The sequence below is a fragment of the Planosporangium spinosum genome, from assembly GCF_049999945.1.
Lineage (GTDB): Bacteria > Actinomycetota > Actinomycetes > Mycobacteriales > Micromonosporaceae > Planosporangium > Planosporangium spinosum.
This window is the reverse complement of record NZ_JBLYUB010000018.1, coordinates 57,108-82,818: the sequence shown is the minus strand read 5'-3', so window position 1 is coordinate 82,818 and position 25,711 is coordinate 57,108. Positions and strand designations below refer to the sequence as shown.

Here is a 25,711-nt window from a genome sequence, read left to right as displayed (position 1 = left end):
GGAGTTCTACCGGGGGGACCTCGACGCAAACTGGCAAGAAGCTGTGAATCTCGCGGTCCACCACGCGCACGCCGACGGGCCGCTCCGTCCATGGGCGGCCGGCCACCGCACGTGCCGGCGGGTCACTCCACGTGTGCGCCGGCCCTGGTCCCGCCGGGCTCCCCGACCCACACCGTCTTGATGTCGCAGAACTCGCGGGGACCGAGCTCGGCCAGCTCCCGCCCGTACCCGGAGTGCTTCACCCCGCCGAACGGCAGCTCGGGGTACGAGGTGGTCATGCCGTTGACGAAGACCATTCCCGCGTCCAGGTCGGTGATGAAGCGCTCCTGTTCGCCCGGGTCGTTGGTCCAGGCGTTCGAGCCCAGCCCGTACGGGTTGTCGTTGGCGACCTCGATCGCCTCCTCGTAGGAGGAGACCCGGTACAGCCCGGCGACGGGCGCGAAGACCTCCTCGTGCCACATCCGCATCTCCGGGGTCAGCCCGGCGACCACGGTCGGCGGGTACCACCAGCCCGGCCGGTCCAGGGGCTTGCCGCCCAGGAGCACCGTGGCGCCCTTGTCGACGGCGTCGCGGACGAGCGCGTCGGCGTCGTGGACACCCTGCTCGGTGGCGAGCGGGCCGATGTCCGTCGCGTCGTCCATCGGGTCGCCCACCCGCAGCGCGGACATCCTGCGTACCAGCTCGTCGACGAACACGTCGTACCCGTCGGTGTGCACGATGAACCGCTTCGCGGCGATGCACGACTGGCCGTTGTTCTGGCACCGGGCGACCGCCGCCACCTCGGCGGCCTTCGCCAGATCGGCCGACGGCATCACCACGAACGGGTCGCTGCCGCCCAGCTCCAGGACGGTCTTCTTGAGGTGGCGGCCGGCGATCTCGGCGACCGACCGGCCGGCGGCCTCGCTGCCGGTGAGGGTCGCCGCGCGGACCCGGTGGTCGCTCAGGACCGTCTCGACCTGGCCGGAGCTGATCAGGAGGGTCTGGAACGCGTCGTCGGGGAAGCCGGCCCGGCCGAACAGCTCACCGAGGAACAGCGCGGTCTGCGGCACGTTCGAGGCGTGCTTGAGCAGGCCGACATTGCCGGCCATCAGGGCCGGCGCCGCGAAGCGGATGGCCTGCCAGAGCGGGAAGTTCCACGGCATGATCGCGAGTACGATCCCGAGCGGCTGGTAGCGGGTGTACGCGCGGATCGCGTTGACGGCCTTCGCGTCGCGCGGTTCGTCGGCGAGGAACTCCCGCGCGTGCTCGGCGTAGTACCGGCACCCGGTCGCGCACTTGGTCACCTCGGCCTTGGCGGACGCCAGGGTCTTGCCCATCTCGGTGGTCATCAGCGCGGCGAGCTGGTCGCGCTCGGCCTCGAGGAGGTCCGCGGCGGACCGCATCCAGGTGGCGCGTTGCGCGAAGGACGTGCGGCGTAGCTGCTTGGCGCCGGAGACGGCGGCGCGCAGGCACGACTCGATCTGCTCTGCCGACATGGGCTCGAAGGTCTTCAGTACCTCGCCCGTGGCCGGATTGGTCGTCGCGATCGGCACGGCGCTCCCCTTACCCGCTCGGCTGCACACAGGTGGGCTACCCGTGCCGGTCACGGGCCAAACCGGCAGCCCGCCACGGCGTCCGCGGGTCCGGCAGCGCCGTGCTGCTCAGGAGTTTGCGCCGTTCAGGAGCTGAGGATGACCCGGTCGATGTCCGGTGCCGGGTCGCTCGGGTTGCCGAACTCCAGCGAGTTGGTTCCGGCGGTCAGGTTGATCCGCATCGCCAGCGAGTCCACCGTGCTCCAGTCCCCGGTGTCGGGGAAGGTCGCCTGGCCGATGAGGCGCCCGTTGACCCTGATCGTCGCGGTGCGATCACCGTCCCCGGAGACGTAGTCGACGGTGATCGTGTACGTGCCGGCGACCGGGACGAGGAGGTCGTTGATCCGCAGCGTGTTCGCCGAACCCCGGCCGATGAAGCCGATGGTGTGCCCGCCGGACGCCTCGGCCAGGTTGTGGATGCCCGCCCGGCCGCTGAGCGTGTTCTGCCCGGCTTCGGCCTCGATGGTGAGGGGGCGGATCGGTGGCGGCGGCGCCGGCCGGGGCGGGGACGGCGGGGCCGACACGCGGGACGGCGTGGTCGACGCGGGCGCCGGCAGGGGCGGCGCCGCGGGCGGCACGGCGGTGGCCGGAAGGTCGGTGGGTGGGGTGGCCGTCGGGGTGCCCGGGACGCCGAGGTCCGCGGGTGGCGGCGAGACCGTGGGGATGGCCGCGAGGTCCGGCAGGGGCGTGCTGGCCGGGCGCGGCGACGGCCACATGGCGACGGTCACGACCACCGCGACGGCGGTGCCCACCGCGCCGAGCAGTACGGCGGCACTGGTGTTCGGGGACGGCCGCCGACGGCTGTGGTGGCGTCCGGTCCCCGAGGGCGGACGGGGTACACCGGGCTGCGGATCGGCCGGTGGCCGGTCGGTGTCGGGTACGGGCAAGAGGACCACCGCAGACGTGTTCGGTCGGCACCGGCAGCGCCGGCCGATCCAGGGGCCGTCCCCGCGTCTCGGCCGGGTCGTACGTCCAGCGAACGATAACGCACCTTTCACAATGATGCGAGTCAATGGGAAGCGGTTTCGCCGGAGGTTTCACCGTCCACACCGGAGGGGGCGCGGACGGTTGCCGGTGCGCCGGCCGGCCGTCAGAAGAACGTGTGGACCAGGTCGGTCACCCGGTCGTCGGCGTCGACGACCGGTAGCGCCCGCCAGCGCTCGAACATGGTGCAGGGATGGGAGATGCCGCACGCCACCCAGTCACCCACCACGACCTCGCCGGCCGGGTCCGACAGGTACGCGTGCTGGTCGTTGAGCGCCGTCACCGTCAGCCGGTCGACCGGCAGGCGAACGCCCGCGCGCAGGACCGTGCGGGGCACCGGCAGGTCCAGGTCGTAGGAGGCGTCCCGCTTGCCGAGGTTGAGGAACGCGGTACCCGGCTGCGGGGTCGACACCACCGTCGCCCACACCCGCAGCGCGGGCCGCAACGCGAACGGCGACAGCCCGGCGTAGTGACCGTCGTCGTGCGCCACGTACGCGCCGGAGCGCAGTACCGCGCGCCGCCGGCCGGGCAGGTCCGCGAACGCCTCGGCCACCAGGTCGGGGTACGCGCTGCCACCCGCCGTCACGATCTCGGCGTCCACCACGTCGGCGAGCCGTACCAGCTCCGCCAGGTGCTGGCGGACCGCCGCCACCGCACCGGCCGACCGGTCGTGCCCGTACGAGCCCTCGTACCCGGCGACCCCGGCCAGTCGCAGCCCGGGCGCCTTCGCCACGGCGCGGGCCACCTCGGCGGCCGCCGTGACGCCGCGCGCCCCGGTGCGGCCGCCGGGCAGCCCCAGTTCGACGAAGACCGGGACGGGCCGCTCCGGCCTGGCCCACGCGTCCAGCGCCGCCACCGCCTCGGCGGAGTCCACCCAGCAGTACACCTCGGCGTGCTCCTGCTCGGCTGACACCCAGGCGGCCGCGGCGGCGTCCACCACGTGGTGCGCGATGAGGATGCGCCGCGCGCCGAACGCCCGCAGTACCCGCGCCTGCGCCACGTTGGCCACCGTGAACGCCCATGCGCCCCGGCGGGCCTGCTCGGCCGCGAGCGCGGGGGCCATGGTCGTCTTGACGTGCGGGGCGAACGCGAAACCCCGCTCCGCGCAGAAGGCCGCGTACCGGTCGAGGTTGCCGGTCAGCGCGGGCCCGTCCAGGACGGCGACCGGCGAGGTGAACCCGTCGCCGGGTACCCGCCGGCCGACCAGCTCGTCGACGCTGGTCACGTCGGGCGGGAGACCCTTGTATCGCCAGTCCAGCGGCCACGTGCGGAGCCGGTCGACCGCGGCGTAGTCGATCAGCGGCAGTCTTTCCATGTACGGGATCCTGCCAAAGTGTGGCGCGCGGGAGTCGCCGACGAGGGGGTGGAGTTCGCCGTTCACGATCGTCGAACGTGGTGGGCCATGCCTGGGCCGACCGGGTTCTGCCGGTACTCGTCGATTGAATGCGGGTGTCCGCTGCTGTCGGCACGAATCTGGCAGCATCGACAAGCAACGATTACCTTCTTGCCTGGGTCCCGCGGGTGCGGAATAGTCACCAGCCGTGGCGTGGCTGCCGGTCGGGATCACCATCCGCGGGCGCTACACCGTGATGGGCGCAATCGGCCACGGCGGCGTTGCCGTCGTCTACCGGGCGATGGACGCCTGCCGGGGCGAGATGGTGGCGGTCAAGATGCTCGCGCCGACGTTCGCCGCCGACCCCCATGCCCGTGACCGGGTACGGCTGGAGGCGATGATCGCCGACGCGCTACGCCATCCGTGCGTACCTCGCGTCTACGACGTCGGCGACGCGCCGCTGCCCGACGGCAGCACCGTCCCGTACCTGGCCATGGAACTCTTCTCCGGCATCGCCCTGGCCCGCCGGCTGGCCCACGGGCCGCTGCCCTGGCGGGAGGCGGTGGCGACGGCGGCCAGGGTCGCGGACGTCCTGGCGGTAGCGCACCGCCGCGGCATCGTTCACCGGGACCTGACTCCGGCCAACATCGTGCTGACCCCGGCCGGGCCGAAGATCGTCGACTTCGGGGTCGCCATCCGGGTCGGCCGGGACGGCGCGGGCGGCGTGCGGGCCGGCCACGCCGACGCGCCTCCGGTTGCCTGCGCCGACGACGTGTACGCGCTGGGGATGTTGCTGTACCGGATGCTCACGGGTCACTCGCCGTACCCGGGGCTGGGCGCGGCGCTGTCGATGCGACTGCGTCAGGTCGCGCCGACCCCGGTCCTGCTGGTCGCCGGCCTGCCCCGACAGGTGGCGGAGATCTGCCGTGACTGTATGGCCAAACGGCCGGCGGACCGGCCGACCGCCTCGGCGGCGGCGCTGGCACTGTGGGCGGTGCTTGATGACGTGGTGATCTTCTGATGCGAGACGTGGTCGTCTTTTGGCGGAGTTCGGCGCCGACCGCCGTTTCGGGTACCTTGGTGCGGGACTTTCGGCCCATCCCGACTCGTACCGAAAGGTGCTGCCGATGCAGGAGATAGCAGGCGACACGCACCTCCAGTCGCGGGTGCTCGAAGATCTCAGTGACGCGGTCAACTACCAGCGATGGCTGGCCGACCTCGCTCTGCCCTACCTGGGCAGCCACCCCATCGAACTGGGCAGCGGCATCGGTGACTACGCGGCGACCTGGCTGCGGACGGTGCCGCGGCTAACGGTCAGCGAAGCCGACGATTCGCGACTCAAGGGCCTCGTCGAGCGGTTTGCCGACGACGTTCGGGTGGACGTCCGGACGCTGTTCCTGCCGACCACGGAGCGCGCCGAGCACAGTGCCGCGGTCGCACTCAACGTGCTCGAACACATCGAGGACGACGTGGCCGGCCTGCGGTCGATCGGCGGGCTGCTGCGTGCCGGCGGCGCGGTCGTGCTGATCGTGCCCGCCTTCCCCGCGGCGATGAGCCGGTTCGACCGGACCATCGGTCACTTCCGCCGGTACACCGTGGCCTCCCTGCGTGGTGCGCTCATCGCTGCCGGGCTGACGGTCGAGCGGATCCACTACATCAACCCGATCGGCCTGATGGGCTGGTTCGTGGCCTGCCGGACGCTGCGGCTGGCCCCGCACGACGGCCTGCTGGTCCGGGCGTACGACCGGATGGTGGTGCCGCTGGCCCGCCGGCTCGAGCGGAGCTGGCAGCCACCGTTCGGCCAGTCGGTCTTCGCGGTCGCCCGCACTCCGACCGGATAGGACCGCCCGCCCGGCCGGACCGGCCCGTCGGGGACGCCGGACCACCTCGCCGGGGACGCGGCTCACTCCGTCGGGGACACCAGGAACGTCACGCCGACCAGCGTGCCCGCCTCGTCACGGAGCGGGATCGCCGAGGTCGACAACCGCAGCCGCTCGCCGCTGCGGTTGAGGATCACGACCTCGCGGTTGATCGGCTCGGTCCACGTCGACACGGCTGCCAGTCCGGGCTCGAGGCGGTACGGTTCGCCGGGCAGGTCGGCCGGCGTCAACACATCGAAGAAGTCGACCAGCGGGGTACCCGGCGCGATGGGCAACCCCATGATCTCCACGGCCTGCGGCGACGCCCGCCGCACGGTCAGATCGGGACCGAGCAGGACCAGGCCGACCGGCATCCGGTCGAACGTGGCGTCCAGGATCCGGTTGGCCTCGACCAACCGGGCGTGGACCGTCGCGTTCTCCAGCGCGATCGCGGCCTGCGTACACAACAGGTCGAGAAGCTCGAGGTAGCTGGTGGAGAACGCCGCCTCCAGCCGCCGGTGCTCCAGGTACACCACGGCGAGCAGATCCCCCCGGCGCACGATCGGCGCGCACAGCGCCGACCGGGGGCGCACCCGCTCCAGGTACGGGTCGGCCGCCACCGCCGCCAGGTCGGCCGACCCGCCCGCGAGTACCCGCCGGTGCTGGCCGGCGTGCTCGACGATCCGCATCGGTACCCGGTCGCCGAGCGGGCCGTCGACGCTGCTGCGCAGGATCTGTTGCCGGTCGAGTTCGGCGGCGGCGGCCAGCTCCAGCCCGGCCGGGCCGGCGAGCAGCAGGTACCCGCGTTCGGCCGGGGAGTGCTGGACGAGCAGTTCGAGCAGGACGCGGACGAGCCGGTCGAGGTGCAACTCGCTGGAGATGGACTGGAACGCCCGCACCACCGTCAGCAGGTCGAGCTGGTCGAACGGGCGGGACGTGCCCGCCGGCCGGCTGGCGTCCGCCAGCAGCCCGTCGAGCTGGTCGAGCTTGGCGTCGGCACCCCACTGCTGGTAGCAGGCGCGCGCCCGGCGCAGGTACGCCACGGCCTCGACGGACTTGCCGCAGGCCAGCGCGTGCAGCCCGCCCCGCTCCGCGGCGAACGCCTCGGTACGGGTGACGCCGCTCTCCCGGGCGGCCGCGACGGCCCGGTCGAACCAGGTCCGGGCGCGGTCCGCGTCGCCCGCCAACCGGGCCCGTTCGGCGGCCACCAGCAGCGCGCGGGCCCGGTAGATCCCGTGCCCCTGTGCGGCGAGGTGGTCGAGGGTGTGCTGAACCTGCGCGAGTTCGGTACGCAGCGACGCCCGCTCGGTCGCCGGCGCGGCCTCGCACCGGCGGATCATGGAGAACGCGTGCCAGAAGGTGGCCTCGGCGGTCAGGAAGGTCCGGGGTGCCCGGGCCACGACCTGACCGATCGGGTCGCTGATCGCCGCCAGTTCGGTGGGGTCGCCCAGGACGTTCGCCGGTGCGAGCATCGGTGTCAGCCCGACGATGGAGAAGTGGCCGAACTCGCCGCGCAGGATCCGCTGCTCCGCTTCGGCCTCCGGAGCGGTGGGTGTGTACCCGTGTGCGGGGAGCCCCCGCAGCCGGTTGACCGCGTCGTCGAGTACCCGCATGACCGCCGCGGCCGGCTCGTCGCGGCCGTGCCGGGCGGCGAACCGGGCTCGCGCCTCGATGTCCGCGGCGACCTGGTCCAGCGGGGTGCCGACGGCGAACCGGTGCACGGTGTACACGGCGCCGAGCCGCTGTGCCAGACGGACCTCGCCCTCCTCCACCGCGGTGCGGTACGCGGCGTACAGCTCCCGCAGCATCGGTACGGGCGAGTCGCGCCAGGCGGGGCCGACCACCGCCGCGGCCGCCCGGATCACGGCCGGGAACCGGGTACCGGGCCGGGCCAGCAGGCGCCGTCCCAGATCGGCCACGCCGGAGGTCTCCCGGTCGTGGCCGGCCGCGTCGAGCATCGCCGCCAGCCGCGCCAGGGTGTAACCGGTCACCGGCGTGGGACCGTACTCGACCGCCAGATCGATCCCGGCCGCGGCCAGCAGGTCCCGGCCCGAGCCGTCCGGCCACAGTGGCCGGGCCAGCGTGGCGATCAGTTCGGCCGCGAGTACCACCCGCGGGTCGGTGCAGTCGGGGGTGTCCGCGAGCACCTCCAGCGCGCCGTCGGCGGCCCGCTGGCGCAGCCGCTCCATCGCCGCGCCGGCGGCCGCCGGCCAGCGGGCCGGATCGGCCGGTACCGGCAGCCCGAGCAGGCGCAGTGCCTCGATCCCCATCCGGAGCGCGCCGTCGGCGTCGCCGGCATCGCCGCACAGCGCGGCCCGGGCGCCGAGGAGGCGGGCCCGGTCCAGGTCACCGGTCGCGTACGGGCCGGCCAGCTCCAGCAACTGCCCGGCCTGCTCGCGATGCCCCATGGCCTGGACGGCCCCGGCGGAGTCCAGGTACAACCGCAGCGCCAGTTCGGCCGTTTCGGCGTCACCCGCCCCGGGCGGGACCGGTACCGGCAGTCCGAGCAGGTCCAGCCCGGCTGCGAAGTACCCGCACGCCGCCGCGGGGGCGCCGACCCGGCAGGCGAGCGTGCCCGCGGCGAGGTTGAGTGCGGCCAGTTCCCGTCGCCGCGGCGGGTCCGGGATCAGGTCGGTGGCGGCGTTGAGGTGCGCCACGGACTCGAACAGGCGCTCCGGGTGGGGCCGCAGGGCGCGTCCGGCGGCCAGCCGGAGTCGCGCCCGGCGCCGCTCTCCGACGCCGCCCAGTACCGCCTGGCGTACCTCCTCATGCCGCCACCGGTACGCGCCGGCCGCCGCGCCGGCGCTCACCATCCCGGCGAGAACCGCGGGCCGCAACAGTGCACCGACCGGCGCGTCTGTGCCGGCCGGTCCGTCCGGCAGCGCCGCGGTGGCCGCCGCGAGGATGTCCGGGTCGAACTCCGGGCCGAGGACGGCGGCCAGTTCGAGCAGGTCGCGGGTACCGGCGTCGAAGCGGCGTAGCCGGGCGTCGATCAGCCCGGCCAGGTCGGTGGCGCCGGGCTCGTCGTCGACGAGCCGCTGCGACCACTCCCACCTGGCGCCGTCGGAGGAGTACTTCAGCAGGCCACGTTCGGCGAGCCCGTGCAGGAAGGTCTCGACCAGCAGGGGGCTGGAGCCGGTCCGCGCGGCGACGGTACGCGACAGTCGGGAGGCGTCCTGCTTGCCGGCGCCGAGCGTCTCGCCCAGCAGCTCGGCCAGTGCGCTGTCCGCCAACGGGCGCAGCGCGACGGTGGTGTCGGCGATCCGCTCATCCGTCAGCAGCGCCTGCAGCGGGTGCTGCGCGCCGACGTCGGCGGGCCGGTAGGTCACGACGGCGAGGACGGGCGGGGAGTCGGGTACGGCCAGCACGTAGCGCAGCAGCTCGACGGTCGGCTCGTCGGCCCACTGGACGTCCCGGAGCGCGATCACCAGCGGTCGGGTCGGCGTGCTCACCGCGCCGAGCAACCGCCGGGTGGCCAGCCGCAGCCGGTATCCGGCCGCGGCGATCGATCCGTCGGGCGCGGTGCGGTCGCCGACCACGGTGCGCAGCGCCGGTACCAGCTCGGCCAGGGTGGCGCCGCACGAGCCCACCGCGTCGGCGATCCGGGCGTGCTGCTCGGCCGGCGCGTCGGCCAGTTGCCCGGCGAGGTCGCCGAGCAGGCGGGACAGGGCCGCGTACGGGCCGGCGTCGTCGCGGGTACAGACGGCCCGCACGGCGAGCCCGCCGCCGGTGACCACGGAGTCGGTGAAGCCGGTGACGGTCGTCCACTCGCCCAGGCCGGAGTCGGCGGTCACGGCCACGAGCTGGGCGACACCGTCGGTGACCACCCGGTCGTACGCGGCCTGCAACCGGCTCAGCTGCCGTTCCCGCCCGTGCGGCCGGCCGCTGAACACGAGCCGGCCGGGCAGGTCGCGGGTGTGCAGCAGCCGTGGCGCGGCGGTATCACCGGCGGCGAGGGCGTCCCGGCACCGTTCCAGGTCGAGGGCGAGCCCGCGGGCCGTCTGGTACCGGTCGTCCGGCGAATTCTCCAGCAGCAGCGTGATGATCTGGTCCAGGGCCGGGGGCAGCGGCGTGGCCGGGTCGACCGCCGGGCCCTGCGGCTCAGTCGGGTCGGGCGTCGAGCCCGGCGGCGCGAACGGGCGGCGCCAGCCCGCCGGGGTGTCGGCGTGAACCGGCGGCCGGCCGCTGAGTAGCTGGCGGTACAGGATGCCCAGGGCGTACAGGTCGGTCCGTTCGTCGGCACCGCGCGCCAGCCGCCCGGTCTGCTCGGGCGCCGCATAGGCCGGCGCGGCGGGGCCGTTCCCCCCGGTACCGGCGTCGTTCCTGCCGGCGCCGGGGCCGGCCGGACAGACGGTGGCGCCGCCGGCCGGGTCGAGGCGGATGGTGTCCGGGCTGAGCGCCGTGTGCGGTCCCCACTGACGGTGCCAGTCGTCGAGCGCCCAGGCGATGTCGATGGCGAGGGGGACGAACGCGGACACGGGTAAGGGTCCGGTCACCGGCAGTGGCCGAGTGTCGGTGCGGTCGGCGGCAGCGTCGGTCCGGCCGCCCATCCCTGTCCTCCTCGGCTCATATGTACCGCTGACGATTATGCGTCGGCGGTCGATACTGCCGTGGCTGGTCAGGTGCCCGGACACCGGGAGGCTTAATCAAGGTGACCACGGCCAATATGAAAACGTAGCGCGGTGGAACGACCACGCTGGGCACCTGCCGACATCGATCTCACCCGCCCGAGTCCCGCTCGGGTGTACGACTACTTCCTCGGTGGCACGCACAACGTCGCCATCGACCGCGAGATCGCCGACCGGGCGATCGCGGCCGCGCCGGAACTGCCGTACGGGGCCCGCAGCAACCGGGCATTTCTCGGCCGTGCCGTGCGGTTCATGGCCGCGGACGGGGTGGCCCAGTTCATCGACATCGGTTCCGGGATACCGACCCAGGAGCCGACCCACGAGGTGGCCGGCCAGGGCCACCCCGACGCCTGCGTCGTCTACGTCGACAACGACCCCATCGCCGTCGCGCACAGCCGGGCACTGCTGACCGACGACGACCACGGCGGCGTGGTGCAGGCCGATGTCCGCGACCCGCGGAGCGTGCTCGACTCGGACGTGGTCCGGTCGATGATTGACTTTTCCCGGCCGGTCGGCCTGCTGATGCTCGCGGTGCTGCACTTCATCCCGGACGAAGCCGACCCGCTCGGGATCATCAAGACCTTCGCCGACATGTTGGCGCCCGGCAGCTACCTGGCGATCTCGCACGTGAGCCCCGCGCCCGGCGTCGACATGGACGAGCTCAAACGGCAGATGCGGCAGGGTGCCACGCCCTCGTACCTGCGCGACCCGGATGAGATCGCGCGGCTCTTCGCCGGCTGGGAACTGCTGGAGCCGGGGCTGGTGCCGCCGGCGTTGTGGCGGCCCGACGGGGCACCCGGTCCGCAGGCGTTCCGGGTGCCGGGGCTGGCCGGCGTGGCCCGCCTGCCGTAGTCCCGCCACCTGCGTGCGTGCCCACCGGTCCCGGCCCCTGCGGGCCCCTGCGTGCCTACCGGCCCCTGCGGGCCCGCCGGCCCCGCCCCGTGCTTGTGACCGCGGAGACTCTGCGGGGTCGCAGGCCCCGGGACGTCTTCATGATCACGAGAAAGGGGCGGGGCCGGCGGGCGGGGCGCAGTCGGGGATCAATGGGGTCTGGTCAGGCGACGTTCCACATGGTGGCGAACGCGGCGGCCTCGCCGGCGAGCCACTGTTCGACCTGCTCGGGCCTGGTCTGCGGGTCCGGGCGGTGGATCTCGCCGCGGCGGACGTCGACGACGACCGGTTCGGCGCCCGGAAGGATCTCGTCCATGTGGCGCCGCATCAGGTGGAGGGTCGCGAGGACCGCCTCCGGAGGTGGAGGCTGCTCGTCGAAGATGAGCCGGACCGCCTCGCCGCGCCCGTCGGCGTAGCGCAGGCCGAGCTGTGGGTTGATCTTGACGGGTAGGTTGCCGACGAAGCCGATCACTTCACGGGGTCGTACGAGCTGGCACTCGCCGAGGTCGCCGAGGGAGGCCAGGTAGGACTTGGTCGCCGGGACCAGGATGTCGTAGAGCGGCCGCCATCGTGGCTTGACCGCGGTGCGGACCTGGTCGAGGTGGGCTCCGCCGCTACGGAACTGGATGTCGGCCTTGAGTGCCTTGAGCAGCGAGCTGTGCGGGTTGAATCCGGAGTGGCTGGCGCGCTGACGGCGCAGGCCCTGGACGAACGAGGCCCGGGCCGGCCCGGTGCGTCCGACGTAACGGGCGAAGCCGAGCAGGGTGACGTACGGAGTCAATGTGATGGGGGTGGTCACGGACGCCCTCCGTTCATGTCTTTCGAACATACATTCTAATCGACATTCGGGCTCGTGACCACGGCGAGTAAACCGTCGGACACTGCCTGCGTTGATCAAGGGGCGCCTCCGGAGGCGCGGCGGCCGCCCGGGGCCCGAGCGGATCGCGGAACCGGCGCCCGGTGATGGAGGTCACCGGGCGGGGCTACCGTTTTGCCCCAGCCCACATGGGGTAGCCCTGCGTGGTATGGGACAGACGGACACGCGACTCCGCGCGGTGCAGGGATATGCAGAGAAAGCCCAGGACGAGCGGCCGCTGAAGGGGTACGCGACGGTCATGGCCATCTACGCGACGGCCGCCGCCACGGTCGCCGGCGTCGCCCGGCTCACCGGTAGACGCCTGCCCGAGCGCCCGCCCGCGGGTGACATCGCACTGCTGGCAGTCGCTACCCACAAGGTCTCCCGACTGCTCACCAAGGACGCCGTGACCAGCCCACTGCGCGCACCGGTCACCCAGTTCGAGGGTCCCGCCGGCGAGGCGGAGATCAACGAGAGCCCGCGCGGCGACGGCGCCCAGCACGCCCTGGGCGAGCTGCTGACCTGCCCGTTCTGCACCGCGGTGTGGGTGGCGGGCGGGTTCGCCGCCGGGCTGGTGTTCGCGCCCCGGCTGACCCGGTTCGGTATGGGTGTGGCGAGCGCGATCGCCGGTGCGGACTTCCTGCACCTGGGGTACGACGCGGCGAAGCGCCTGGCGAACGGCTGACGGCGCCTGGCGAGCGGCTGACGGGCGCCGGGTGGGGCGGGGCGGCCGTGCGGGCCGGTCACCTGGCGGACGCTGAGGAGTCCGCCATCGGGGACCCGCGACCTGATACCCGGTGACGTTCGTTGAACGATGCGACATGGTGGGCGGCGGAGATCTCGCCAAGAGTCACGTGAGGGTCCAGCAGATGATCGATATTGATGACGTGCGGAAGGCCGCGAAGAGCATCACCGGGGTCGCGGTGCGTACCCCGTTGCTGCCGGCGTGGGCGATCGGCCCGGATCTCTGGCTCAAGCCGGAGAACCTCCAACCGGTCGGCGCGTTCAAGGTGCGTGGTGCCGTGCACGCCCTGCTGTCACTGCCCGAGGAGGCCCGGACGGCCGGCGTCATCACCCACTCGTCGGGCAATCACGGTCAGGCCCTCGCGTACGCCGGCCGGATCGCCGACGCACCGGTGGTCGTGGTCATGCCGGAGGGTGCGCCGGAGGTCAAGGTGCAGGCCACCCGGGTACTGGGGGCCGAGGTGGTCATGGTGCCGCCGGCCGAGCGGGAGAGCCGGACCGCCGAGCTGGCCGCCGAGCGCGGGCTCACGATCATCCCCCCGTACGACCATCGCGACATCATCGCCGGTCAGGGCACGGTCGGTTTGGAGATCGTCGAGGATCTGCCCGAGGTGGATGTCGTCCTGGTACCGGTCGGCGGCGGTGGACTGGCCTCGGGCGTGGCGACCGCGGTGAAGGCGCTCGCCCCGAACGCCGCGGTGTTCGGGGTCGAGCCGGTACTGGCCGCCGACGCGGCCGACAGCCTCGCCCACGGCCAGTTGCGGCCCTGGACCACCGAGGAGCGCTACCGCACGTTGGCCGACGGCCTGCGGACGTCGCTGTCCGAACTGACCCTCGAACACCTGCGGGAACGGCTGGACGGAATCGTCACCGTCACCGAGGAGGAGATTCTCACGACGGTGTCGGTGCTGGCCCGCGCGAGCCGGATCGTGGCCGAACCGAGCGGCGCGGTCACGACGGCCGCGTACCTGCACCACCGCGACCAGTTGCCGGCCGGCCGTACCGTCGCCGTTGTCAGCGGCGGCAACCTCGACCCCGCGCTGCTGGCCGGCCTGCTCATCGCCGAGGAGCTGGACACCCCGGAGCGCCCCGCCGCCTGACCGCGATCGGCGCGATGATCGACGCAACTTCCCGGAAGTTGTGGTCATGGCTGGACGCCGAAACCACAGTTTCCGGGAAGTTGTGTCGATCGAGGGGGCGCCGGCCCCAACGGGGCGCGGCGCCACCAGGGAACGTCAGGATGCGAGGCCGACCAGGTCGAGGATCCAGGCGTTGAGGAACGCCTCTTCCTTCCAGGCGTCGTACCGGCCGCTCGGGCCGCCGTGGCCGGCGCCCATCTCGGTCTTGAGAAGCACCTTCGTGCCGGGCGCGGTGGCGCGTAGCCGCGCGACCCACTTCGCCGGCTCGTGGTAGAGCACCCGGGTGTCGTTGAGGCTGGTCATGGCCAGGATGGCCGGGTACGGCCGGTCCGCGACGTTCTCGTATGGCGTGTACGACTTCATGTACGCGTACACCTCCGGGTCGTCGAGCGGGTTGCCCCACTCCTCCCACTCGGTGACCGTCAGCGGCAGCGACGGGTCGAGGATGGAGTTGAGCGCGTCGACGAACGGCACCTGCGCCACGATGCCGGCGAACGCCTCCGGCGCCATGTTGGCGATGGCGCCCATCAGCAGGCCGCCGGCCGAACCGCCGCGCGCCACCAGTCGGTCGGTGGCCGTCCAGCCGTCCTTGACCAGGTGCTCGGCGCAGGCGACGAAGTCGGTGAAGGTGTTCTTCTTCGCCAGCAGCTTGCCGTCCTCGTACCAGTGGCGCCCCATCTCGCCGCCGCCCCGGATGTGCGCCACGGCGAAGACCATGCCCCGGTCCACCAGGGACAGCCGGGCGATCGAGAACCACGGGTCCATCGAGTGCTCGTACGAGCCGTAGCCGTACAGCAGCAGCGGGGCCGTACCGTCGCGCGGCGTGTCCCGCAGACACACCAGCGAGATCGGTACCCGGGTGCCGTCCTCGGCGACCGCCCACTCCCGGTGCTGCTCGTAGCGCTCCGGGTCGAACCCGCCGAGCACCTCCTTGCGCTTGCGCAGGGTCAGCGCCCCGGTGTCGAGGTCGCAGTCGTAGACCGACTCGGGCGTCACCAGCGACCCGTAGTGCAGCCGGAACGTCGTCGTGTCGTACTCGGGGTTGGCGTCCGGGCCGACCGAGTAGAGCGGCTCGGGGAACTCGATGTGGTAGGGCGAGCCACCGTCCAGCGGCACCACCCGCAGCCCGGTGAGGCCGCCCTGGCGCAGCGAGATGACCATGTGCCGGGCGAACGCGTCGACCTGGAGCAGCCGGGTGCCCGGCTCGTGGTCTACCAGTGGCGTCCAGTCGGCGCCCGGGGTGTCGACCGAGGTGTACGCGAGCGCGAAGTCCTCGGCGCCGTCGTTGTGCAGGATGAGGAACCGGTGGCCGTGGTGCTCGACCGAGTACTCGACACCCTGCCGGCGCGGTGCGATCACGCGCGGCGGCGAGGCCGGCTGGTCGGCCGGGATGACGTGCACCTCACTCGTGATCTTGCTGTGTACGTCGATCAGGATGAACTTCTCCGAGCGGGTCAGGTCGACACCGACCCAGAACCGCTCGTCCGGCTCCTCGAACACAATCTCGTCCGCCGCCGCCGGCGTGCCCCGGACGTGCCGCCAGACCCGGTTGGGGCGCCAAGCGTCGTCAACGGTGATGTAGAACAGCGTCGAACCGTCGGCCGACCAGGCCGAGCCGTAGAACGTGTTCGGGACCTCGTCGGTGAGTTCCTCGCCGGAGAGCAGGTCCTTGATCCGCAGGGTGAACCGCTCGTCGCCGGCGAAGTCGGTCGAGTAGGCCAGCCACCGCCCGTCCGGGCTGACGTCGAACGTACCGAGCGCGAAGAACTTCTTGTCCGCGGCGAGTTCGTTGCCGTCGAGCAGCACCTCTTCGCCCGGCAGCGGGGTACCGTCCTCGGTGGACGGCGGGTCGACCTCGCCGATCGCGACGGCCCGGCGGCACTGGATGCCGTACTGCTTACCCTCGACGGTGCGGGTGTAGTACCAGAAGCCGCCCTTGCGGGTCGGCACCGACAGGTCGGTCTCCCGGGTCCGGGTCTTGATTTCGTTGAAGAGCGTCTCGCGCAGCCCGCTCAGGTGCGCGGTGGCCTGCTCGGTGTACGCGTTCTCGGCCTCCAGGTACGCGATCGTCTCCGGGGCGTCCTTGTTCTGTAGCCACGCGTACTCGTCGACCACGGTGTCCCCGTGGTGTACGCGCTCGGACGGTACTCGCTTGGCGATGGGCGGCTGGCTCGTCACGTTCGTTCACGTTACCCGCCGGACACCTCGGACGGAGGGGCACCCGCGAACCGGGTACGGCGGGATGCCGGTCAGCACGGTTAGACCGGGCTCGGGTGCACCGGCGGCCCGGTCCGGCCACCCGCCTCCCCGGTGACGAGCAGCGCGGCCGCCTCGCGGGCACAGCCCCAGGACAACGACACCCCCAGCCCGCCGTGACCGTAGTTGTGCACGCAGCGCGCCGGCCCGATCATCTCGACCTCCAGGCGTACCGTCGGCCGGACGGGCCGCAATCCGACCCGGTGCCCGATCACCCGCGCGCTACGCAGTCGGGGCTCGATCTCGGCGCACCGGTTCTGGATCTCCCGCGCGGTCGCCGGGTCGGCGGCCATGTTCCAGTCGTCGGGCGTGGCGGTGCCGCCGAGCACGACGTGGTCGCCGTGCGGGAAGTACCCGGCCCAGGCCGGGCCGATCGGGGCCTCCAGGAAGAACGTGTCCAGCCCGGGGTTCTCCACGATCACCTGCTGGCCGCGTACCGGGTGCACCTCGGGATCGGGTACGAGTTCGCGGGCGCCGACCCCGGTGCAGTTCGCCATGAGCGGTGACTGCTGGGCGACTTCGTCCAGCGACCGGGCCGGCGCGACGTCGACCCGGCCTCCGGCGTTGGCCAGCCGGTCGGCCAGGTACGCGAGGTAGACCGGCATGTCGACCAGTGGCAGGGTCACCCGGAACCCGTACTCGAAGCCGGGCGGCAACTCCTGCGGGTCGACCGGTTCCAGCCCGGCGGCCTGGTCGACGTCCGGCGATACCGTCGGCGAACCGGGCCGGGCGGCCAGCAGGCCGCGGGCCATCCGTACCCCGGTATCGGGGAGGCGGGCCAGCGACATGAACTCCAGCAGCGTCTCGCGTTCCCAGTCCGGTGCCGTGTGCCCGGGTGGGAAGGACAGCGGCCCGACCATTGCGCCGGCGGCCGCGGAGTTGGTACGGGCGGGCAGGGCCTCGGTGCGGACGAGTACCCGCAGCCCCGCCTCGGCCAGGCAGATTGCGGTGGTCAGCCCGATGACGCCGGAACCGAGTACGACCACCTCGCAGCTCCATTCCCCCATGTGCCGAGGCTATGCCAGCGTGGCCGGTCGCGGAGGTCGACGACCACCCCCTCGGGCTCGCCGGCACGCCGTACATTGACGGAGGCGAGCGGGGATGGAGGCGAGTGGTGCGTCGACGGTGGTGGCTGGCCCTCGTGGCCGTGGTGCTGGTCGGCCTGGCCGGGCTGGTCGTGGTCAAGGGCGTCCAGCGGGCACGGTACGGCGACGTCCACACCGAGGGCGACGGCACGGTGATCGTGGACCACGGCCACCGGTTCTCCCTGGCCGTCCTGGACCGGGGGCCGTCGGTGGGTGACCACTGGACCGCTGCCGCCACGCCGGACGGCGTCATCGCGCTCGTCCGCAGCGAGCAGCCCGACGACGACATCGCCTCCTGGGTGTTCGGCCCGTTGAACGGCGGCGGGGCTGGCACCCGGTACTTCGTCTTCGACGCGCGGCGCGCCGGCTCGGTCACGATCACCCTGCACAACTGCTTCCAGGGCTGCCGGACCGACCGGACGACGGCTGAGTCCCGCGACGCCGTCTGGACCGTTACGGTGCGTTGAGCGGCGCCGGTGGACCGGTCAGCGCGCCTCCGGCGGCGGTGCGGTGTGTTGGCGCACGCCCAGGATGACGGCGACGGCGTCGAGCCAGCGGGCGAACTCCTCGTCGGCGCGCGGATCAGCCGGCACGGTGCTCGCCGCCGCCAGCCACTCGTGGGCCAGCGCGGTGCGCGCCGGGCCGGGCAGCGGCTCGGGCAGCCCGGCCGCGTACCCGATGCCGCCGCGCCGGACCACCTCGGCCAGGAACGTCAGCGACCGGGGTTGCACACCGGCCCGGTCGGCCGCGATGGCCGCGGTGATCCGGGCATCGCCGAACAGCTCGGCGTTGGCGGGGCCGGCGGTGGCCAGCCCGTCGCGGAGCAGCGCGGGCACGTCGAGGTCGGCCAGTTCCCGGTCGGTGCGGCGGGCACCGGGGGCCGGCACGGGGTCTCCTGACACATCGGCCTCCTAGCGTCGCGGCACGTTGACGGCGTGGACGTTCGCCGGAACGTCGTTGTCGATCACGGTCATGCGGCCGTTGACGAAGTCGTCCTCGCTGACCCAGACGGTGTACCCCCAGGGGTTGTACACCTCCAGCAGGTCGCCCTGGCGGCCCACGATCGCCATCTCGTGGCCGCGGTTGCCGTCCTGGACGCTGAACGTGACCGGCAACCCCTGGTCGACGGCCTTCTCCACGTCGGGCAGGACGTTGCGGCGGTCGCCGGCCGAGTCGACCTCCACCTTGTGGTACTCGGCGCCGGTGCGTGCGGCCACCTGCTCGTTGGCGGCGTCGACCGCCTGCCCGTCGGTCATGCCGTCGGCGCGCCTGCCGAGCAGGTCCTGCAGCCAGTTGCGGCCGTCGTCATAGATCCGGTGCTGCTCGTCGTGCAGCCGCCGGGCGAACGCGTCCGGGTTGTCGTACGCCGGGTCGCCGGGGTGGCCGCCGGCGGTGAGTTCCAGTGCGTACAGCGGGTCGACCTCGGCCCGGGCCATCACGGTCGACATCGCGACGCAGGTCGGGTCGGACCCTTGCGTCCACGCCCGGCCGCCGAACTCGACCGGCCGCTGGCTGTGGAACCGGTCGGGACCGGTGGTCTCGTTGATCGGCGTCAGGTGCTGCTGCAGCCAGCGCGGGTCCTTGGCGTGTGGGCGGATCTTGGCGTCGAAGGCCTGGATCTCCTGCACGCTGTAGCCGGCCGCGAGCGCCTGGAGCAGGTACGCCTCCTCCTGCGGGGAGTCGCAGGTCAGCAGCATCCCCCGGAAGAGGTCGTCGTCCTTGGTGTTCATCCGGGCGAGCCGGTCGTTCGCGCGGCGCGCAGCGTCGGCGGTGAGGATCAGGTTGGCGTCGTGCGGGCCTCCCGGGACGGCGGCGTCCGCGATGACCAACGGATCCACCAGGCCGTTGAGGATGGTCAGCTGTACGTGCTGGGCCAGCACGGCGGCGTGCGCCCGGGACGACAGTTCGCCGAACTTCCGTTCCAGCACCTGGCTCGCGTCCCGGAGGGAACGCGCCGCCCGGACCATCGTCGCGATGCCGCTCTTCGCCGCGCTGTGGGCCTGCTCCCGCAAGGAGTCGTCCTGTAGCTGGTCGAGGAGGCTGGAGGAGTGAATCTCGGCGAGGATGCGCTCCGCCACTTCAAGATTGCGTCGGCCGCTGTCATCGGCGCGCTGAGCGTGTTCGATCTCCGGGATGAACGTGAAGAGCGCCAGGTCGGCTTCGGAGAAGACCACCATGGCGCGCTCCAGCGCGTGGTCGAGGGCCGCGACGCGGGTCCTGGCGGTCTCCGCGGCCTTGCCGGTCCAGGCGGCGGACATCCGGTCCTCGATCTCGGTCTTGACGAAGTTCCGGTGGTCGATGCATCCGTTGTGCGCCTCGATCAGCACCTTCCGGCGGTTGGCGACCTCGTCCGCCGACCCGCGTGGGGGCGGCTCGGCCAGTGCCTGACGCACGAGGCGGAGCATGTCCCCCTGCGTGGCGATGTTCATTGATCCGGAAATTTCCTTCTCGAGCTGCTCCAGTCGCTCAAGGGTGCTTCTGCCCATCGACGCCTCCCCGTGGTCCGTCCGGCCGGTCAGCCATTGCCCAGTCGCTGGGCACTGTCGGCATCGCTGCGCCGGTAGCGCTCGATCGACAGCTGCAAGTCATCGCTCAGGCTGTACGCGGTCACCCTCGCGCACCGGAGCTCTTCGGTCCACCGCGTGAGCAGCTCGGTCCAGGCGCGGGCCGCCCCGTACTCGCCGAAGACGGCGTCATCGCCCTCGGCGTACGGCTGAAGCTGTCGGTCCGCCATTTCCGTGAGTGCGTCGCGGAGTTTGCCCATGTTGTCCGCGACGGCCTGCATCTGCGCCGGATCGATGCTGAACGACGGTTGGGTCACGACCGGTCCTCCCCCGGGCTGGCGTATCGCCGAGAGTCTACGAAGCGACCGCCAGTCCGGGGGAGGACCGGATCAGGGCCTGTGGACAACGTCCCCGGTCAGGTGTGGTTTGCCCGACTTCGCGGCGTGCAGCCCGAACCGCCACCCGTCGGACCCCGTCGGCGTGGCCGCGAACGCCACCGTCGACGGCAGCCGTACCGGCAGCTTGAACGCCACGTCCACGGCGTACGCCCGCGGCAGCCGCCCCTCCAGCGCCGCCAGGCAGCGGGCCTTGCTCCACATGCCGTGCGCGATCGGCGTGGGGAAGCCCAGCAGTCGGGCGCCGAGCCGGGAGGTGTGTATCGGGTTGTGGTCGCCGGAGACCTCGGCGTAGTCGGTACCCACCCGCGGGGTGGCCCGCCAGAGCGCGCTGGCCGCGGGTGGCGCCGGCGGCTCGGCGGACCGCTCGCGCCGGTCCCCGCCGACGGCCTTGTCCGTGCCGCCGGGCGTGGACTCCCGGCGCAGGTACACCGACCGCCCGGTCCACACGATCCCGCCGTCGACCAGCGCCTCGGCGACGAGGTCGACCTGCCGGCCGCGCTCGTGCGGGCGCAGGTCTTGGGCGCGTACCCGCAGTTCGAAGCGGTCGTCGGCGGTGAGCGGCCGGTGCACCTCGATGTGATTGGCCACGTGGACCAGGCCGACCAGGGCGAGCGGGAAATCCGGCCGGGCCATCAGCGCCACAGCCAGCGGGAACGCCAGGATGTGCGGGTAGGTGGCCGGTAGCTCGTCGGACAGCCGGAACCCGCAGACCCGGTCGTAGGCGGCCAGGTGCGCCCGGTCGACGGCGACCTCGGGTACCCGTACCTCGAGGTCGGGAAGCGTGTCGCCGGTGCGGCCGCCGACGGCCTTGCGCCGCACGGCGGTCAGCGCGGCGCCGCGGTACAGCGGCCCGAGCTTCGGCGGGGCGTCCAGTTCCAGGACGGACATCAGGCCCCCAGCAGGCTCTGGCCGCAGACCCGGACCACGTTGCCGGTCAGGCCGGCCGAGGCGGGGCTGGCGAACCAGGCGATCGTTTCGGCGACGTCGACCGGCTGCCCGCCCTGGGACATGCTGTTCATCCGGCGGCCGGCCTCGCGGACCATCATCGGCATCGCGGCGGTCATCCGGGTCTCGATGAAGCCGGGCGCGACCGCGTTGACGGTGACGCCCTTGGCGGCCAGGACCGGGGCGTTGGCCTGCACCAGGCCGATGACACCGGCCTTGGCGGCGGCGTAGTTGGTCTGGCCCCGGTTGCCGGCGATGCCGGACATCGACGAGACGGCGACGATCCGGCCGCCTTCCGGCAGCAGGTCGGCGGCGAGCAGCGCGTCGTTGACCCGCTCCTGGCTGGACAGGTTGACGTCCATGAGGACGTCCCACTTGTCCTGCGACATCCGCGCGAGGGTCTTGTCGCGGGTGATGCCGGCGTTGTGGACGACGATGTCGACCCGGCCGTGCCGCTCCGTGAAGTACCCGACCAGCCGCTGCGGCGCGTCGGCCGCGGTGAGGTCGAGCTGGAGCGCGCTGCCCCCGATGTCGTTGGCGACGGCGGACAGCGGTTGGCCGGCGGCCGGGACGTCCAGGCAGACGACGTGCGCGCCGTCGCGGGCGAGGACCCGGGCGATCGCCTCGCCGATGCCGCGGGCGGCGCCGGTGACCAGGGCGACCTTGCCGTCCAGGGGGCGCGACCAGTCGGCCGGTGTGGTGACGGTCGCCGCGCCGACCCGGACGACCTGGCCGGACACGTACGCCGACTTGGCCGACAGCAGAAAGCGCAGGGTCGACTCGACGGCGCCCTCCGCGCCGGGCGCGACGTACCCGAGCTGCGCGGTGGTACCCCGGCCGAACTCCTTGCCGACCGAGCGCACGAAGCCTTCGAGGGCGCGCTGCGCGGTCGCCTCGCGCGGGTTCGCGCAGTCCTCGGGCGCGGTGCCGAGGACGACGACCCGCCCGCAGGGGCGCAGCGACCGGGCGAGGGGGTGGAAGAAGTCGTAGAGCGCGCGCAGCCCGGTCGAGTCGGTGATGCCGGTCGCGTCGAAGACCAGGCCGGTGTACGGACCGTCGCCCTCGGTACTGGCGCCGGCCGACTGGAGCAGCGTGCGTACCGGTTCGGCCAGCCGACCCGAGCCGCCCACCAGCACCGTGCCGTCGACGTCGGGGTCGCCGGGGCGGTACCGGCGCAGCCGTACCGGTTCGGGCAGCCCCAGCCGCTTGACCACCACCCGGCCGGCCGGGGTGTTGGCGAAGCTGGTGTAGCGATCGGACATGTCAGCCGCTCCTCCCTCAACTCCTTACTCGTCCGTAATCTTACTCATGAGTAAGGTTCGTTGGTAAGGTAATCGACATGCAGTCAGCTCCTCGCCGCGTGGCGATCCTCGGTGGCAATCGGATCCCCTTCGCCCGCTCGAACGGCCCCTACGCCCGGGCGTCCAACCAGGACATGCTGACCGCCGCGCTGGATGGCCTCGTCGCCCGGTTCGGCCTGGCCGGCGAGCGTCTGGGCGAGGTGGTCGCCGGTGCCGTGCTCAAGCACAGCCGTGACTTCAACCTGACCCGCGAGTGCGTGCTCGGCTCCCGGCTCGACCCGCACACCCCGGCATACGACGTCCAGCAGGCGTGCGGCACCGGTCTGGAGGCGGTGACGCTGGTCGCCAACAAGATCGCCCTCGGTCAGATCGACGCCGGTATCGCCGGTGGCGTCGACACCACCTCCGACGCCCCGCTCGGAGTCAACGAGGACATGCGCCAGGCGCTCCTGGAGCTCAACCGCGCCCGCTCGCTGGGCGGCCGGCTCAAGGCGCTGTCCAGGCTGCGCCCGACCCACCTCGTTCCGGACATCCCGCGCAACGGGGAGCCCCGCACCGGCCTGTCCATGGGTGAGCACGCCGCCATCACGGCCAGGGAGTGGGGCGTCGCCCGCGAGGAGCAGGATGAGCTGGCGCTCGCCTCCCACCAGCGGCTCGCCGCCGCGTACGAGCGTGGCTTCTTCGACGACCTGCTCACCCCGTACCTGGGCCTGAACCGCGACCAGAACCTGCGCCCGGACACCACGCTGGAGAAGCTCGGCTCGCTCAAGCCCGTCTTTGGCGAGGGCGAGGGCGCCACGATGACCGCCGGCAACTCCACGCCGCTGTCCGACGGCGCCGCCGTCGTGCTGCTGGCCAGCGAGGAGTGGGCCGCCGCGCACAACCTGCCGGTGCTGGCGTACTTCGAGACCGCCGAGACCGCCGCGGTGGACTTCGTGCACGGCGGCGAGGGCCTGCTGATGGCCCCGACGTACGCGGTGCCCCGGATGCTCGCCCGGACCGGCCTGTCCCTGGGCGACTTCGACTTCTACGAGATCCACGAGGCGTTCGCGTCGCAGGTGCTGGCCACGCTCAAGGCGTGGGAGGACCCGGCGTACTGCAAAGGTCGCCTCGGCCTGGACGGTCCGCTCGGCGCGATCGACCGGTCGAAGCTGAACGTCGCCGGCTCGTCGCTGGCCGCCGGCCACCCGTTCGCCGCGACCGGCGGCCGGATCGTGGCGACCCTGGCCAAGCTGCTGCACGAGAAGGGGTCCGGCCGGGGTCTGATCTCGATCTGCGCCGCCGGTGGTCAGGGCGTGACGGCGATTCTGACCGCGCAGTAGCTGGTTTCCGGTCGGGCGCCAGCCGCAACCGAGCCGCACCGGCCAGGGGTGGATCCACCCCTGGCCGGTTCTGCTCCGCAGCCCGGCGAACGCGCGTCGCCTGCTCGCCTCGATAGACGACCTGGAGAACGGTGGCGGGACGGTGCGGGAGCTGACTGAGTGAAGGTGGTCTTCGCGTCGCGCGCGTGGGAGGACTACCTCTGGTCGCAGACGCAGGACCGTAAGCTGCTCAAGCGGATCAACACCCTCATCGCCGACATCGCCCGCAACGGCAACGAAGGTATCGGTAAACCGGAACCGCTCAAGCATGGCTTCCAGAGGTACTGGTTGCGCCGGATCAACGATGAGCATCGGCTCGTCTACAAGGTCGTCGACGACGAGATCCGGATAGCCCAGTGCCGGTACCACTACGAGTAGGGCCGGATCGCCGGCTGGGATACTGGCCGGGTGACGCAGAAACCCCTGGTACCCGACGTCCTCGCCGCCCGCTACGCCTCTGCCGAGCTGGTCACCCTCTGGTCGCCCGAGGAGAAGGTACGCGCGGAGCGCCGCCTCTGGCTGGCCGTCCTGAAGGCCCAGTCCGATCTCGGGGTGGCCGTCCCCGACGAGGTCGTCGCCGCGTACGAGCGGGTCCTCGACCGGGTCGACCTCGCCTCGATCGCCGATCGGGAGCGGGTCACCCGGCACGACGTCAAGGCCCGGATCGAGGAGTTCTCGGCCCTCGCCGGGCACGAGCACATCCACAAGGGCATGACCTCGCGCGACCTGACCGAGAACGTCGAGCAGATGCAGATCCGGGCGTCGCTCGAACTGGTACGGGACCGCATGGTCGCCGCCCTCGGCCGCCTCGCCCGGCTGGCCCTCGAACACGAAGACCTCGTCATGGCCGGCCGGTCGCACAACGTACCGGCGCAGGCCACCACGCTGGGCAAGCGCTTCGCCAGCGCCGCCGAGGAGCTGCTGATCGCGTACGAGCGGGTGGACGAGCTGATCGCCCGGTACCCGCTGCGCGGCATCAAGGGCCCGGTCGGCACCGCAGCCGACCAGCTCGATCTGTTCGACGGTGACGCCGGCAAGCTCGAGGAACTGGAGCGACGGGTGGCCGCGCACCTCGGTTTCCAGCGGGTCATGCACAGCGTCGGCCAGGTGTACCCCCGCTCGCTGGACTTCGACGTGCTCTCGGCGCTGGCGCAGGCGGTCGCCGCGCCGTCGAGCCTGGCCACGACGATCCGGCTGATGGTGGGCCAGGAACTGGTGACCGAGGGCTTCAAGCCCGGTCAGGTCGGCTCCAGCGCCATGCCGCACAAGATGAACACCCGCTCGTCGGAGCGGATCAACGGCCTCGCCGTGGTGGTCCGGGGCTACCTGCACATGGTTGGTGAGCTGGCCGGCGACCAGTGGAACGAGGGTGACGTCTCCTGTTCGGTGGTCCGCCGGGTGGCCCTGCCGGACGCCTTCTTCGCCGCCGACGGGCTGTTCCAGACGCTGCTGACCGTACTCGACGAGTTCGGCGCGTACCCTGCGGTCGTCGGCCGCGAGTTGGACCGGTACCTGCCGTTCCTGGCCACCACGAAGGTGCTGGTGGCGGCGGTCCGCAAGGGTGTCGGCCGGGAGACCGCCCACGAGGCGATCAAGGAGCACGCGGTTGCCGTCGCGCTCGCGATGCGGGAGAAGGGCCAGGCCGAGAACGACCTGTACGACCGGCTGGCCGCCGACTCGCGGCTGCGCCTGTCCCGGTCCGAGATCGACTCGCTGGTCGCCGACCCGGCCGCGTTCACCGGGGCGGCCACGGCGCAGGTGAAGGCCGTCGCCGACCGGGTCGCTGCGGTGGTGGCCCGGCACCCGGAGGCGGCCGGGTACGCGCCCGCGCCGATCCTCTGATTCGTGGATCTTGG

21 protein-coding genes are annotated in these 25,711 nt (G+C 72.4%); 9 read left to right on the top strand and 12 right to left on the bottom strand.

The genetic code is table 11. The features are described from left to right. Positions 1–122: 122 nt before the first annotated feature. The 3 genes from ACNTMW_RS22955 to ACNTMW_RS22945 form a co-directional block, all read right to left on the bottom strand. Positions 123–1,532, bottom strand: a complete 1,410-nt coding sequence (locus ACNTMW_RS22955) for an NADP-dependent succinic semialdehyde dehydrogenase (RefSeq protein WP_426635826.1) — start codon at positions 1,530–1,532, stop codon at positions 123–125. 125 nt (positions 1,533–1,657) lie between these two features. Continuing rightward, positions 1,658–2,458, bottom strand: coding sequence for a CBM35 domain-containing protein (locus ACNTMW_RS22950; RefSeq protein WP_426635825.1), 801 nt, complete (start codon positions 2,456–2,458; stop codon positions 1,658–1,660). A 203-nt stretch (positions 2,459–2,661) separates the two neighbouring features. Continuing rightward, positions 2,662–3,870: an alanine racemase gene (locus tag ACNTMW_RS22945; protein WP_426635824.1), complete on the bottom strand. Its 1,209-nt coding sequence runs from the start codon at positions 3,868–3,870 to the stop codon at positions 2,662–2,664. Positions 3,871–4,096: 226 nt separating this feature from the next. Here ACNTMW_RS22945 and ACNTMW_RS22940 point away from each other — a divergent pair, with 226 nt between their 5' ends. Further along, positions 4,097–4,909 carry a serine/threonine-protein kinase gene (locus ACNTMW_RS22940; RefSeq protein WP_426635823.1) on the top strand — a complete coding sequence of 271 codons (813 nt, stop codon included), beginning with the start codon at positions 4,097–4,099 and terminating at the stop codon, positions 4,907–4,909. A 106-nt stretch (positions 4,910–5,015) separates the two neighbouring features. Continuing rightward, complete coding sequence (locus ACNTMW_RS22935) at positions 5,016–5,729, top strand: class I SAM-dependent methyltransferase (protein WP_426635822.1); 714 nt, start codon at positions 5,016–5,018, stop codon at positions 5,727–5,729. Positions 5,730–5,791: 62 nt separating this feature from the next. Here the strand turns inward: ACNTMW_RS22935 and ACNTMW_RS22930 are convergent, their stop codons facing one another. After that, on the bottom strand, positions 5,792–10,297 hold the full coding sequence (locus ACNTMW_RS22930) for an AAA family ATPase (RefSeq protein WP_426635821.1): 4,506 nt from the start codon (positions 10,295–10,297) through the stop codon (positions 5,792–5,794). A gap of 132 nt (positions 10,298–10,429) precedes the next feature. Here ACNTMW_RS22930 and ACNTMW_RS22925 point away from each other — a divergent pair, with 132 nt between their 5' ends. Beyond that, positions 10,430–11,227, top strand: a complete 798-nt coding sequence (locus ACNTMW_RS22925; RefSeq protein WP_426635820.1) for an SAM-dependent methyltransferase — start codon at positions 10,430–10,432, stop codon at positions 11,225–11,227. Positions 11,228–11,429: 202 nt separating this feature from the next. Here the strand turns inward: ACNTMW_RS22925 and ACNTMW_RS22920 are convergent, their stop codons facing one another. Next, on the bottom strand, positions 11,430–12,095 hold the full coding sequence (locus ACNTMW_RS22920) for a hypothetical protein (RefSeq protein WP_426635819.1): 666 nt from the start codon (positions 12,093–12,095) through the stop codon (positions 11,430–11,432). Between the two features lie 196 nt (positions 12,096–12,291). Here ACNTMW_RS22920 and ACNTMW_RS22915 point away from each other — a divergent pair, with 196 nt between their 5' ends. Beyond that, positions 12,292–12,807, top strand: a complete 516-nt coding sequence (locus ACNTMW_RS22915) for a DUF1360 domain-containing protein (protein ID WP_426635818.1) — start codon at positions 12,292–12,294, stop codon at positions 12,805–12,807. A 184-nt stretch (positions 12,808–12,991) separates the two neighbouring features. Beyond that, positions 12,992–13,966, top strand: coding sequence for a threonine ammonia-lyase (locus ACNTMW_RS22910; protein WP_426635817.1), 975 nt, complete (start codon positions 12,992–12,994; stop codon positions 13,964–13,966). A gap of 135 nt (positions 13,967–14,101) precedes the next feature. Here the strand turns inward: ACNTMW_RS22910 and ACNTMW_RS22905 are convergent, their stop codons facing one another. Both ACNTMW_RS22905 and ACNTMW_RS22900 read right to left on the bottom strand, forming a co-directional pair. After that, the gene (locus tag ACNTMW_RS22905; RefSeq protein ID WP_426635816.1) at positions 14,102–16,183 is read right to left on the bottom strand and encodes a S9 family peptidase; all 2,082 of its coding nucleotides are present in this window, start codon (positions 16,181–16,183) and stop codon (positions 14,102–14,104) included. Positions 16,184–16,263: 80 nt separating this feature from the next. Further along, positions 16,264–17,268, bottom strand: coding sequence for an FAD-dependent oxidoreductase (locus ACNTMW_RS22900; protein WP_426635815.1), 1,005 nt, complete (start codon positions 17,266–17,268; stop codon positions 16,264–16,266). 107 nt (positions 17,269–17,375) lie between these two features. Between ACNTMW_RS22900 and ACNTMW_RS22895 the strand changes: the two genes are divergently transcribed. Next, entirely contained in the window at positions 17,376–17,813 is a 438-nt protein-coding gene (locus ACNTMW_RS22895; RefSeq protein ID WP_426635814.1) for a hypothetical protein, read from the top strand. 18 nt (positions 17,814–17,831) lie between these two features. Here ACNTMW_RS22895 and ACNTMW_RS22890 read toward each other — a convergent pair whose 3' ends face one another. The 5 genes from ACNTMW_RS22890 to ACNTMW_RS22870 form a co-directional block, all read right to left on the bottom strand. Further along, entirely contained in the window at positions 17,832–18,248 is a 417-nt protein-coding gene (locus ACNTMW_RS22890) for a hypothetical protein (RefSeq protein WP_426635813.1), read from the bottom strand. A gap of 9 nt (positions 18,249–18,257) precedes the next feature. After that, complete coding sequence (locus ACNTMW_RS22885; RefSeq protein WP_426635812.1) at positions 18,258–19,832, bottom strand: hypothetical protein; 1,575 nt, start codon at positions 19,830–19,832, stop codon at positions 18,258–18,260. A 29-nt stretch (positions 19,833–19,861) separates the two neighbouring features. After that, entirely contained in the window at positions 19,862–20,167 is a 306-nt protein-coding gene (locus ACNTMW_RS22880; RefSeq protein ID WP_426635811.1) for a hypothetical protein, read from the bottom strand. Between the two features lie 72 nt (positions 20,168–20,239). Then, positions 20,240–21,136, bottom strand: a complete 897-nt coding sequence (locus ACNTMW_RS22875; protein ID WP_426635810.1) for a MaoC/PaaZ C-terminal domain-containing protein — start codon at positions 21,134–21,136, stop codon at positions 20,240–20,242. Next, the gene (locus ACNTMW_RS22870; protein WP_426635809.1) at positions 21,136–22,455 is read right to left on the bottom strand and encodes a 3-oxoacyl-ACP reductase; all 1,320 of its coding nucleotides are present in this window, start codon (positions 22,453–22,455) and stop codon (positions 21,136–21,138) included. The genes ACNTMW_RS22875 and ACNTMW_RS22870 overlap by 1 nt, the downstream gene beginning before the upstream one ends. 77 nt (positions 22,456–22,532) lie before the next feature. Here ACNTMW_RS22870 and ACNTMW_RS22865 point away from each other — a divergent pair, with 77 nt between their 5' ends. The 3 genes from ACNTMW_RS22865 to purB all read left to right on the top strand — a co-directional run bounded on the left by ACNTMW_RS22865 (position 22,533) and on the right by purB (position 25,697). Next, positions 22,533–23,816 (top strand): acetyl-CoA C-acetyltransferase, encoded by a 1,284-nt coding sequence (locus tag ACNTMW_RS22865; RefSeq protein ID WP_426635808.1) that lies wholly within the window; start codon positions 22,533–22,535, stop codon positions 23,814–23,816. 159 nt (positions 23,817–23,975) lie between these two features. Continuing rightward, complete coding sequence (locus tag ACNTMW_RS22860) at positions 23,976–24,233, top strand: Txe/YoeB family addiction module toxin (RefSeq protein ID WP_426635807.1); 258 nt, start codon at positions 23,976–23,978, stop codon at positions 24,231–24,233. Between the two features lie 30 nt (positions 24,234–24,263). Beyond that, on the top strand, positions 24,264–25,697 hold the full coding sequence (gene purB, locus ACNTMW_RS22855; protein WP_426635806.1) for an adenylosuccinate lyase: 1,434 nt from the start codon (positions 24,264–24,266) through the stop codon (positions 25,695–25,697). The last annotated feature ends 14 nt before the right edge of the window (positions 25,698–25,711 follow it).

What these genes read in the sequence shown, in the direction of transcription:
- ACNTMW_RS22900 (WP_426635815.1), bottom strand. Translation starts at nt 17,268, where the DNA reads ATGGGGGAATGGAGCTGCGAGGTGGTCGTACTCGGTTCCGGCGTCATC.
- ACNTMW_RS22870 (WP_426635809.1), bottom strand. Translation starts at nt 22,455, where the DNA reads ATGTCCGATCGCTACACCAGCTTCGCCAACACCCCGGCCGGCCGGGTG.
- ACNTMW_RS22930 (WP_426635821.1), bottom strand. Translation starts at nt 10,297, where the DNA reads ATGGGCGGCCGGACCGACGCTGCCGCCGACCGCACCGACACTCGGCCA.
- ACNTMW_RS22865 (WP_426635808.1), top strand. Translation starts at nt 22,533, where the DNA reads ATGCAGTCAGCTCCTCGCCGCGTGGCGATCCTCGGTGGCAATCGGATC.
- ACNTMW_RS22915 (WP_426635818.1), top strand. Translation starts at nt 12,292, where the DNA reads ATGGGACAGACGGACACGCGACTCCGCGCGGTGCAGGGATATGCAGAG.
- ACNTMW_RS22885 (WP_426635812.1), bottom strand. Translation starts at nt 19,832, where the DNA reads ATGGGCAGAAGCACCCTTGAGCGACTGGAGCAGCTCGAGAAGGAAATT.
- ACNTMW_RS22945 (WP_426635824.1), bottom strand. Translation starts at nt 3,870, where the DNA reads ATGGAAAGACTGCCGCTGATCGACTACGCCGCGGTCGACCGGCTCCGC.
- ACNTMW_RS22910 (WP_426635817.1), top strand. Translation starts at nt 12,992, where the DNA reads ATGATCGATATTGATGACGTGCGGAAGGCCGCGAAGAGCATCACCGGG.
- ACNTMW_RS22875 (WP_426635810.1), bottom strand. Translation starts at nt 21,136, where the DNA reads ATGTCCGTCCTGGAACTGGACGCCCCGCCGAAGCTCGGGCCGCTGTAC.
- ACNTMW_RS22920 (WP_426635819.1), bottom strand. Translation starts at nt 12,095, where the DNA reads ATGTTCGAAAGACATGAACGGAGGGCGTCCGTGACCACCCCCATCACA.
- ACNTMW_RS22935 (WP_426635822.1), top strand. Translation starts at nt 5,016, where the DNA reads ATGCAGGAGATAGCAGGCGACACGCACCTCCAGTCGCGGGTGCTCGAA.